11 protein-coding genes are annotated in these 10,476 nt (G+C 71.8%); 8 read left to right on the forward strand and 3 right to left on the reverse strand.

The window, feature by feature from the left end:
- The coding region (locus K8V84_RS20310) for a bifunctional phosphatase PAP2/diacylglycerol kinase family protein (RefSeq protein ID WP_304077371.1) at positions 1 to 1,398 on the reverse strand (1,398 nt) is incomplete at its 3' end.
- Between the two features lie 199 nt (positions 1,399 to 1,597).
- Between K8V84_RS20310 and K8V84_RS20315 the strand changes: the two genes are divergently transcribed.
- The 5 genes from K8V84_RS20315 (at position 1,598) to K8V84_RS20335 (ending at position 6,456) form a co-directional block, all read left to right on the forward strand.
- The gene (locus K8V84_RS20315; RefSeq protein ID WP_304077374.1) at positions 1,598 to 2,092 is read left to right on the forward strand and encodes an FMN-binding protein; all 495 of its coding nucleotides are present in this window, start codon (positions 1,598 to 1,600) and stop codon (positions 2,090 to 2,092) included.
- Positions 2,079 to 3,005 carry an FAD:protein FMN transferase gene (locus K8V84_RS20320; protein ID WP_304077376.1) on the forward strand — a complete coding sequence of 309 codons (927 nt, stop codon included), beginning with the start codon at positions 2,079 to 2,081 and terminating at the stop codon, positions 3,003 to 3,005. The genes K8V84_RS20315 and K8V84_RS20320 overlap by 14 nt, the downstream gene beginning before the upstream one ends.
- Complete coding sequence (locus tag K8V84_RS20325; RefSeq protein ID WP_304077378.1) at positions 3,002 to 4,492, forward strand: FAD-dependent oxidoreductase; 1,491 nt, start codon at positions 3,002 to 3,004, stop codon at positions 4,490 to 4,492. Before K8V84_RS20320 ends, K8V84_RS20325 begins: the two co-directional genes overlap by 4 nt.
- A gap of 114 nt (positions 4,493 to 4,606) precedes the next feature.
- Positions 4,607 to 4,924, forward strand: coding sequence for a hypothetical protein (locus tag K8V84_RS20330; RefSeq protein WP_304077380.1), 318 nt, complete (start codon positions 4,607 to 4,609; stop codon positions 4,922 to 4,924).
- A gap of 23 nt (positions 4,925 to 4,947) precedes the next feature.
- Complete coding sequence (locus K8V84_RS20335) at positions 4,948 to 6,456, forward strand: PQQ-binding-like beta-propeller repeat protein (protein WP_304077382.1); 1,509 nt, start codon at positions 4,948 to 4,950, stop codon at positions 6,454 to 6,456.
- A gap of 24 nt (positions 6,457 to 6,480) precedes the next feature.
- Here the strand turns inward: K8V84_RS20335 and K8V84_RS20340 are convergent, their stop codons facing one another.
- Both K8V84_RS20340 and K8V84_RS20345 read right to left on the reverse strand, forming a co-directional pair.
- Positions 6,481 to 7,266 (reverse strand): SDR family oxidoreductase, encoded by a 786-nt coding sequence (locus K8V84_RS20340; protein WP_304077384.1) that lies wholly within the window; start codon positions 7,264 to 7,266, stop codon positions 6,481 to 6,483.
- Between the two features lie 64 nt (positions 7,267 to 7,330).
- The gene (locus tag K8V84_RS20345; RefSeq protein ID WP_304077386.1) at positions 7,331 to 8,380 is read right to left on the reverse strand and encodes an NAD(P)-dependent alcohol dehydrogenase; all 1,050 of its coding nucleotides are present in this window, start codon (positions 8,378 to 8,380) and stop codon (positions 7,331 to 7,333) included.
- A 232-nt stretch (positions 8,381 to 8,612) separates the two neighbouring features.
- On the opposite strand from K8V84_RS20345, the gene K8V84_RS20350 reads away from it, so the two are divergent.
- The 3 genes from K8V84_RS20350 to K8V84_RS20360 all read left to right on the forward strand — a co-directional run.
- Positions 8,613 to 8,999: a VOC family protein gene (locus K8V84_RS20350; RefSeq protein WP_304077387.1), complete on the forward strand. Its 387-nt coding sequence runs from the start codon at positions 8,613 to 8,615 to the stop codon at positions 8,997 to 8,999.
- A 77-nt stretch (positions 9,000 to 9,076) separates the two neighbouring features.
- The gene (locus tag K8V84_RS20355) at positions 9,077 to 9,475 is read left to right on the forward strand and encodes a glyoxalase/bleomycin resistance/extradiol dioxygenase family protein (RefSeq protein WP_304077389.1); all 399 of its coding nucleotides are present in this window, start codon (positions 9,077 to 9,079) and stop codon (positions 9,473 to 9,475) included.
- Positions 9,476 to 9,610: 135 nt separating this feature from the next.
- Positions 9,611 to 10,476, forward strand: an 866-nt coding sequence (locus tag K8V84_RS20360; RefSeq protein ID WP_304077391.1) for a sigma-70 family RNA polymerase sigma factor, incomplete at its 3' end; no start/stop codon positions are given.

A 10,476-nucleotide genomic window follows, 5' to 3' on the forward strand; every position in this document is an offset into this window, starting at 1 on the left:
CATGACCTCGCCGTCCACCGCGATCAACCGCGGCCGGGAGGGGATGGCCAGGGTCAACGACTCGACCAGGCGTTCGCTGTATCCCCGCCCCGACAACGGCCGCCCCAAAAGCACGTCCATCAGGGCGCGAAAGCGGGGGAAGGGGTATCGGGCGCACAGCACCCGCACGTCCAGACGTCCGTCGTCCAGGTGCTCGCGCATCCCGGGTACCCGCGCGTGCGTCCGGTACCGGCAGTTGCCCACGAACGCCCACCACACCTTGGCCTGGCGTCCGTCCACCAGGGCCGGTGTGGGCCGCACCTCCCGCAGGTCCCGCCACAGCGCCAGCGCGAACGCGGGCCACTTGCCGATCCGCTGCGCCCATCGGTCCCGATGCTCCACCATGTGCGGATAGGACCCGAACGAGGACGTGTTGAGGAAGACGTGTCCGTCGACCTCGCCCACGTCCACCCGCGCCAGACGACGGTCGGCGAAGGCGCGCAGTGCGATGTCCACCGAGGTCAGACCCAGAGTGCGGGCGAAGTTGTTCAGGGTTCCGTCCGGCAGCACCAGCAGGGGACGATCGTGCGCCAGGGCCGCGGTCGCACCGGCGTTCACCGTGCCGTCGCCGCCCGCCACCGCCAGCACCTCGCAGTCGCGCGCGGCCTTGTCCATCACCTCCAGGATGTCGTCGTCGGACGACATCGGCATGATCCGCGCCCGGGGCAGCTCTCGGGCGACCCGGGTGGTGGTGTCGGCGGTGGTGAGCGTGGGCAGGGTCCCGTCGGCCGAACGCGGGTTGAGCACCACCGTCACCCCGGCGCCCTCCGGGTCCACGTCGGCTTCGCCCGCCGGGACGGTGCTCGCGCCGTGGACGAGTTCGGGCCTGGGCGGGATCAGTGCCCGCGCGACCAGGGCGGAGGCGAACCCCACCGCTATCCCGCCGAGCACGTCGCCCGGGTAGTGGACGCCGCTGTGCACCCGCGAGAACCCCACGGTGCCGGCCAGGGCGGTCACCAGCGCAGACAGGGATTGAGGCGCGTCGGCGGCCACCCCACCGGCGAACCCGAACGCGGCGGCGGTGTGCCCGGAGGGGAAGGAGGAACTCAGGTAGGACCGGTAGGGGAAACGCGCGGCGGGCACCGCCGAACCGTCCGGTCGGGGCCGCCGCACCAGGTACTTGATCCCGGAGGCGGTGGCGTTGGCCAGAGCCGCCGCGGTGATGGCCCGCAGCGCCGTGCGCCGCAGTCGGGGGCCGCCGGTGACCGCGAGGGTGGCCGAGACCATCATCCAGGGGGCCATGTGGTCGGTGGCCTGGACGAACCGTGGCGCGTACCCGTCCAAGCGCGGGGTGCCCACTCGGGTCACCCGGTCGTAGACGCTCTTGTCGATGCGTTGTAGGTGACGCAGGATTCGCATGCGCCCAGCCTGGTGGGAACCGGATGAGTTGTCCATGAAACCGCGCTGCGGAGCGAGGGTGGATCGGGCGTCCCTCACGTCTGGGTGGTCGGCGGGCTCCCCGTACGCACCCGGGGGCGCTCGCCGGCAGAGTTTAGGTTAGCCTACCCTTGTCATGCGCGTGGTGTGCCCCGACCGCTTCCGCAAAGAAAGGTCCCGTGTGCCCCCCGAACCCGCTCCACAAGTCCGTGACGGCCTGGTCAGAACGGGACTGGCCATCGCAGGTGTCGGCCTGGTGATGGGCACCGCCCACCTCCAGGGCGCCGACGCCCCGGCCGAGGCGGCCGAACCCGAACCCGAACCCCGTCCCGGCCCCTCGACGGAGCCCACCGAGGACCCCGAACCCGTCCTCCACGGCGACTACACCGACGGCGAGTACACGGCCACCGGCCCCTACGTCGCCCACGGAGCCGACAACGAGATCACCGTGACCATCACCTTGGAGGACAACGACGTCACCGAGGTCGAGGTCGTCGGTACCGCCGAGAGCGGTAACTCCGCCCGCTACCAGGAGGAGTTCGCCCAGAAGATCCCCGAACTGGTGGTCGGCGTGCCCTTGGACGAGATCGAGGTGGACAAGGTCGGCGGGTCCTCCCTCACCGGAGACGGTTTCCTGGAGGCCCTGAACCGGATCCGCGACGATGCCCACGACTGACGTCGCCGCCACCGCCGTGCCCGCCCGCCCCCACGGCTGGGACCTGACCGCCATCGGCACCCGCTGGCGCGTCGACACCCCCGAGCCGCCCGCCACGGAGGTCATCGACGCCGTCGACCTGCTCGTGGCCGACTTCGACCGCGCCTACTCGCGGTTCCGCCCCGACTCGCTGGTCGCCGAACTCGCCACCACCGGCGGGCCGGTCGCCTTCCCCGACAGCGTCGTCGGGATCCTGGACCTGTACGAACGCCTGCGCGCGGCCACCGATGGCGCGATCGACCCCCTGATCGGGGGCTCCATGGTCCGGCTGGGCGACGACGCGGAGCACACCCTGCGCCCCCACGGGCCGCCGTCGCCCGCCCCCGGACCCGGGGCGCTCCACCGGCGCGGCACCGTCCTCACCCTGCGACCCCACGCCGAAGCGCCGGCCGTGCTGGACATCGGCGCGCTCGGCAAGGGATGGCTGGTGGACGAGGTCACCGGACTGCTGGCCGACCACGGGATCACCGCGGCGGTGGTCGACGCCAGTGGCGACCTGCGCGCCCACGGCGCACCGATCCGGGTCGCCCTCGAACACCCCTGGGACCCGAGCAGGGCCATCGGCGTCCTCACCCTCGCGGACGGCGCCCTGGCCTCCTCCGCCACCAACCGTCGACGCTGGGGGCAGGGGCTGCACCACGTCCTGGACGCCCGCACGGGTGCGCCGGTCGAACGTGTCACCGCGACCTGGGCGGTCGCCGAGACCGCCGCCCTCGCCGACGGCCTGGCCACCGCCCTGTTCCACACCACCCCCGAGACCCTGTCCGACGCGGGTTTCGCCTTCGAATGCACGCGGGTGTTCACCGACGGCACCCTCCAGCACCGGCCCGGGCCCCGCCCCCACCCCGCCACCTCCTGGGAGTTCTTCCGATGAGATACCTGTCGGCCCTGTTCACCGGGGAGGTCACCATGTACCGGCTGGTATCGGTCACCCTGGGCGCGATCACCCTGGCCGCCCTGGTCCAGTCCGCCCTCGGCATCCTCTCCTTCGGTCTCGTGGACGTCATCGCCTCGTTGGTGGTGTCGGTCGGCGCGGCCCTGCTCACCGGTCTGCTCGTGCCCAAGGCCCTCGGGGTGCGTCCGCACCCGGAGTCGTCCCTGATCACCGGCCTGATCCTGTTCCTGATCCTGTGGCCGGAGGGCACCCTGACCGGATTGCTCGCGGTCGCGGTGGCCTCGGCTCTGGCCACCCTGTCCAAGTACGTACTGACCCGGCGCGGCAGGCACGTGCTCAACCCGGCGGCGTTCGCGCTGGTCGTGGTCGGGGTCGCCGGGATCGCCGCCCCCTCCTGGTGGGTGGGTTCGGCCGGCCTGCTGCCGCTGGTCCTGGTCGGCGGCCACCTGGTGGTGCGCCGGCTCGGGGTGTTCTCCTATGTCGGGGTGTTCCTCCTGGTCAGCGGGGGACTGAACCTGTACGCCACGGTCGCTGCCGCAACACCGGTCACCGACGCGGTCTGGACGGTCCTGGCCTCCTCCCCGCTGCTGTTCCTGGCCGCCTTCATGCTCACCGAACCGCTCACCACGCCGCCCCGGTGGTGGCAGCGGGCGCTGGTGGCCGCGACCGTGGGTGTTCTGGACGGGGTCTCCTTCACCCTCGGCCCGCTGTACTCCTCACCCGAGCTGGCGCTGCTGGTCGGCAACGTCCTGGCCTTCACGTTCGGTCAGCGGCACGCGCTCCGGTTGCGCCTGGTCGACCGCCGCGAGCCGGTGCCCGGAACGATCGAACTGGTCCTGGCCTCCTCCCGGCCGCTGCGTTTCTCCGCCGGCCAGTACCTGGAACTCACCGTGCCGCACCGCCGTCCCGACTCCCGGGGCACCCGCCGGATGTTCAGCATCGCCTCCTCGCCCACGGATCCCGAGAAGATCCGTCTGGCCATGCGCGTGCCCGAATCCTCCAGCAGCCTGAAGCGGACCCTGGTCGAGCTCGAACCCGGTCACGAGCTCATCGCGACGGGGATCGCGGGGGACTTCCTGCCACCCGCCGACCCGGCCGTCCCGGTCCTGTTCGTGGCCGGCGGCATCGGTGTCACGCCGTTCGCCTCCATGGCCGCAGAGCACCCGGGACGGGACGCGGTCCTGTTGCACCAGGTCACCGACCCCGCCGATCTCACCCACACCGAGGTCTTCGCCGCCGCCGGAATCCCGGTGGTGGTCGTCTGCCCGCACGGCCCGGGCGTCCTGCCCGAAGGCGCGGTGTACGGAGGCCCCGACCCGGCGACGGCGCTGCGCGAGCACGTGCCCGACCACGCCGACCGCCTCGCCTACGTGGCCGGCTCGCCGGTGATGGTCGAGGCCACGCGTGGCCTCCTGCGCGCCCTGGGGGCCCGCGGGGTCCGCACGGACGCCTTCAGCGGTTACTGAAGGGCCTCGCGAGGTACTCCACCGGGCCGGTGACCGGAACCGGCCCGGTGGATCACGTTTCGAAGGTGCCCCGGGCGAGCAGGGTTCGGGCGTTCCCCCCAAGGAAAGGCGCCCATGTCCACCAACGAGAGCCCCGAACAGACCCACGTCGTGGTCCTGCACTCCTCCCACCCTCTCGACACCGACCTCGACCAGACCTATCCGGAGCACAGGGTCACCGTCCTCACCGACGGCCCGCCGATCGTGGTCGGGGAGGACCTCTCCCCGCCCGACACCGTCTCCATGCCGCGGAGCGAGTGGCACGACCAGCTCGCCCGATGGGCTCGGGGCGGCCCGGTCGAGGTGGTGACCTTCGACGAGACCTGCGCCGAGGCCTGCGACGAGCTGCGTTCCGCCCTGGGGCTCGGCCCCCGGCCCTCCCAGAAGGTCTGACACTGAGGCCCGCCACCCCTGCCGTGGGCGGGACCGCCTTCGCGCCGCCCATCGGGGACGGCCGTGTCCGACGTCGGGTCCGGCTCGGTCTGGGCGTCGGTGTCCTCGTGGTCGCACTGGTGGCCACGATGTCCTGGTACCGCGACCGGGCCGGACTGATCCACGAGACCGCGCGCGAACACCCGGGCGCCCCGGCCGACCACCCACAGAGCGTGCACGAGCACGGCTGGAGCTGGTCGCCTCCGGGCGACGTCGACGCCATCGACATGGTGCGCGGAACCCACGGGCCCGTCGCGGTCCTGGCCGACGGCCTGGTCGCCCTGGACGGCGCCACCGGGCGGGAACTGTGGACCTACCGGGAGACGGACGTGTCCGCGCCCGACCCGGACACCTTCGCCGGGCACGGGTGGGGCGTACTGGGGGAGCACGCCTACTTCCTGCGCCCACCCCGGCCCCACGCGCCCGGCAGGTTCGTCGCCTTGGACGCGGCCACCGGAGAGATCGTCTGGGAACGCGACGTCGGCGCCCAGGAGACGTCCGATGGGTGGAACGCGTACTCGCCGATGGTGCAGCTGCACTCCCTGGACGCGGAGGAGGCCGCCGCGCTACCGGAGGAACCCGGTGCGGCCGGCTCCGACCACGGCGTCGTCCTGGCCCGCTCCCCCCGCGACGGCGCGGACCTGTGGGCGTTTCGGCCCTCGGAGCCGACCGAGTTCTGCACCGTTCAGGGGCCGCCCCTGCTCCAACCCGGCCAGGACACCGGCGACCCCGGTCGGGTAGTGCTCGCACACGCCTGCGTTTCCGAGGAGGAGCTCGCCGGACTGAGCCTGGGCGGCTCCTTCGAGGACCCGCTCGTGTTCGCCGGCCGTGCCGAGACCCTGACCCTGGTCATCACCGCCCTGGCCCCCTCCACAGGGCGCGTTCTGTGGGACGACCGGCGGCCGATCACCGGCCCCGGCGACCCGGTCGCGCCGGGCCCGCTGGACCGCTCCCCGGCGGTTGTGACCGTGGCCGGGCCGGACCTGGCGCGACCGTTCGTGAACGACCCCGTGAACGGTCGCGAGGTCCGCTACCCCGAAGAGGCCTTGGACGAGGAAGGCTCTCCGATCGACCCCGCGGGGCGTACGCTGCGCGCCGACACCTCGGGCCTGGTGGTGGCCGTCGACAGCGGAGACGAGCCCTACGTCCCCGACACGGAGTGGGCGTTCGAGGCGCTCGACGTGGACCCCGAGGGCCGGGTCCTCTCCTCCGTCACGGTCGACGAGGAGGCGATCACCCCCGACCATCTCGCTCACGCGATCGCGCTGGAGCGGACCCTGCTGGTGCCGCACCTGGACACCGACAACGGCCGTTCCCAGGTGTACGCCGCCGGACCGGAGGCGGGGGAAGAGGGTGGCACGTGGCTGGAGTCCCTGCCCGCGTCCCGCACCGACGCCGAGACCGAGCACCGACTGCCGGCGGTCCCCGGAGCGGTCGTCTCCCACCTCACCGATGGTGCGACCGTCACCGACGTCCACGCCCTCGTCCCCTGACCCCGACCGGCTCCCCGTCCCGGATCAGACCGAGGAGACCTGACCGCCGTCGACCCGGATGACCGAACCGGTCACGTACGCGGCCTGCCTGCTCGCCAGGAAGGCCGCCACCGCGCCGTACTCGGCCGGGTCGCCGTAACGGCCCGCGGGGATCGAGGCGCGGCCCTTCTCCTGAACCTCCTCCAGCGGAAGCCCCTCACGTTCGGCCCGGGCGCGGTCCAACGAGTCCACCCGCGGGGTGGCGATCCGGCCCGGCACGATGACGTTGGCGGTCACCCCGTCCGCGGCGACCTCCGTGGACACCGTCTTGGACCAGGAGTGCAGTGAGGCCCGCAGCGTGTTGGACACGCCCAGGTTCGGGATGGGGGAGATCGGTCCCGACGAGGTACTGGTGATGATCCGCCCCCAACCGCGTTCGCGCATCCCGCCCACGACCGCGTCGGTCAACTCGATCACCGGCAGCACCATCGCCGCGTACATGTCCTGCCACAGGGCCGGTTCCTGGCCCAGGGCCGGAGTGGGCGGCGGGCCACCGGTGTTGTTGACCAGGATGTCCACCGGCCCCAGGTCGGCGGCGACCCGATCGGCGACCTCCCGGGCGCGCCCGTGTTCGGCCAGGTCCCACACGATGCCGACGGCCCGCACCCCGGTCGCCCGGCAGGCGTCGACGGTGGCCCCCAGACGTTCGGTGTCACGGCCGGTCACCGCCACGTTCGCCCCCTCCGCCGCCAGGGCGAGGGCCATGGCCCGACCCAGCCCCGAACCGGCCGCGGTCACCAGTGCCACCCTGCCGGTGATTCCCAGATCCATCTCGTTTCCTCCACAGCGGTCCGGCGATGTTCTGGGAATCCTGGCAGATTCCGGAACCCCCGTGTCAGCTCGGGTTCGGCGTCACGACCGCGCGACCGTGGACCTCGCCCGCCTCCAGCCTCCGGTACGCCTCCAGGGCCTCGTCCATGGAGAACCGCTCCACGTCCGGGCGGATCTGTCCGGCCTTGTACATGTCCACCACCTCCCACAGCTCCGAGACCGAACCCCAGTAGGTGTTGGTCACGTAGGACTCGTACGGGGTGGTGAAGAACGAGAACTCGTGGGTGCCGCCCGCGATGCCCACCACGGTGCAACGACCACCCGGAGCCATGGAGGCCGCCGCCGTGGCCACCGTCGGGCCCGCGCCCACGAAGTCGAAGGCCGCGTCCACACCGCGCCCGCCGGTGAGTGCGCGGATCTGCTCCACCTGGTCCGCGCCGGCCCCCACGGTGATCGCCCCTTCCGCCTCGGCGCGGCCGCGCGCCGCCTCCTTGACGTCGGTGGCGATGATCGTGGCACCGGTCAGCGCCCGCAGGATCTGCACCCCGACCAGGCCGAGGCCGCCCAGGCCGATGGCCAGCGCGTACCGTCCACCGCCGGCCAGATACGGAAGCGCCTTCTTGATCGCGTGGTAGGGGGTCAGACCCGCGTCGGCCAACGGCGCCGCCATCACCGGGTCGGCGTCGCCCAGCGGGATCAGATGGTGGGCGGGCACCGTCATGTACTCGGCCATGCCGCCGTCCCGGCCCAGCCCCACGGCCAGGTAGGGCATGGTCGCGGCGTTCTCGCAGTAGGTCTCCAGCCCCTCGGCGCACTTGCGACACTGTCCACAGCCGATCGGCCCGTAGACCATGTACGCGGCGCCCACCTGGATCCGTTCGCTCACGCCCGGGCCGAGGGCCTCGACCCACCCGGCGTTCTCGTGCCCCAGGACGAACGGTGGCTTCTGGGCGCCCGGCTGCCCTTCCTCGAACACCCGGTAGACGCTGATGTCGGAGTGACACGCCCCGGCGCCGGCCACCCGCAGGAGCACCTCTCCCGGTCCCGGTTCCGGCCGGGGCACCTCGGTGAGTGAGGGGAACTCCTTGTAGTTCTCGAACACCACTGCGCGCATATGCGATCTCCCTCGAACGAGGCTCGGTGCCCTCCGTCGGACACCGGCGAGCCGCGCCAGGTCAGGCGCCCTCTCGCCCACGCGAAGGTAACACCGGCGATCACGCTGCGTCACCCAAGAGGCGCGTACGGAATCGTCCGCATTGTTTGACCCGCTCGCGCCCACAGAGGCGATGAGTTCGGCTCGCCGCCCGGGTCCGTACGGGTGAGACACCACCTTGGAGGAGGACCACATGTTCGACACCACCCGAGCCTTCGGCTCCTTCGCCGTCCCCGACCCCGACACCGCCCTGGAGTTCTACGGCACCACCCTGGGCCTGGACGTGCGGCCGGTACCGGGGATGGAAGGGCACGGCCTGCTCCAGATCGACCTGGGCGGGGACCACGGCGTGCTCGTCTACCCCAAACCCGATCACGTGCCCGCGGTGTTCACCGTCCTCAACCTTCCGGTCGACGACATCGACGCCGCCGTCGACGAACTCCTCCGTCGCGGGATCACCATGCTGCGCTACGAGGAGTTCCGGCACGACGCCAAGGGGATCGTCCGCGAGGGCGGTGGACCCCTGGTCGCCTGGTTCACCGACCCCGCGGGCAACGTGATCGGCCTCATCCAGGAGTGAAAAGCCCGCGATGAGTTCACCGCCTCCACGGAGTCGGTACGGGTGAACGATCGGACCAACGACACAGGGAGGACCCCGTGAAGAACACCGTCCTTGACAGCATGCTCCTGGCCAGTACCGATCCCGACCGCCTGCGCGACTGGTACGCCGCCGTGCTCGACCCGGTCCAGAACAACACCGTGGGCGACTACCGGGTGCTCAAGTTCGGAAACTTCCACATGATGATCGACCGTCGCGAAGACATCGGCCCCAAGGCCGTCGACGCCCCTCGGATGATCCTCAACTTCGACGTCGCCGACGCACGAGACGTCGCCGCCCGCATGGACGAGCGGGGCACCGAGTGGGTCGCCCCGCTGGAGGACCGTGACGGGAGCCTGTTCGCCACAGCCCAGGACCCCGACGGCAACTACGTGCAGATCGTCCAGCTCAGCCCCGAGCACCTGGCCGCCATGGAGGCCACACCCCAGGAGGCCTGAGGCCACCGGAGCCCCACGCCACCGGTGGTCGGCGCCCGGTGAAGGGTGCCGGCCACCGGCCCGTGGGCTCACCGGAAGAAATTCCGGCAAAGGAACGACCACACCCCATCCGTTCTGTCGTAGGGGCGGCGTAGCGTGACGATCGTGGTTGAGCAGACGACGATCGACCAGGACTTCGCCCGGCTCATCGGCCCCTACCGCCGAGAGCTGTACGCGCACTGTTACCGCATGCTCGGTTCGGCGCACGACGCCGAGGACCTGGTCCAGGAGACCTGTCTACGCGCCTGGAAGGGGATCGACCGCTTCGAGGGCCGCTCCAGTCTGCGCACCTGGCTGCACCGCATCGCCACCACGGTGTGCCTGACGGCCCTGGACAAACGCGGGCGCAGACCCCTGCCCACGGGCCTGGGCGGGCCGACCGACAGCCCCGAATCCGAACTGGCAGACGGCTCGGAGATCCCCTGGCTGGAGCCGATGCCGGACCGTCTCGGGGTGGGCGTCGACGACCCGGGGAACGTGGTGGCCGGTCGTGAGAGCGTCCGTCTCGCCCTGGTCGCCGCTCTGCAGTACCTGCCCGCCAAACAACGCGCCGTGCTGATCCTGCGCGAGGCGCTGCGGTTCAGCGCCGCCGAGGTCGCGCAGATCCTCGACACCTCGGTCCCGGCCGTCAACAGCCTGCTACAGCGGGCCCGTGCCCAGCTGGCCAAGGAACTCCCACGGGAGGACCGGATCCCCGCGCCCAGGGCCGACCAACGTGAGTTGCTGGAGCGGTACGTCACCGCCTTCGAGAGCTACGACATCGGTGCGCTCACCGAGCTGTTCACCGCCGAGGCGGCCTTCGAGATGCCACCGTTCGCCACCTGGGTGCGCGGACCCGAGAACATCGTGCGGCTCGTCCACGCCCAGTGTCCGGCCAAGGCGCCCGGCGACCTCGCCCTGGTACCCACCGCCGCCAACGGGCAGCCCTCCTTCGCCATGTACCTGCGTGGCGAGGACGGTGC

This window comes from Nocardiopsis listeri (assembly GCF_020741345.1).
Classification (GTDB): Bacteria; Actinomycetota; Actinomycetes; order Streptosporangiales; family Streptosporangiaceae; genus Nocardiopsis; species Nocardiopsis listeri_A.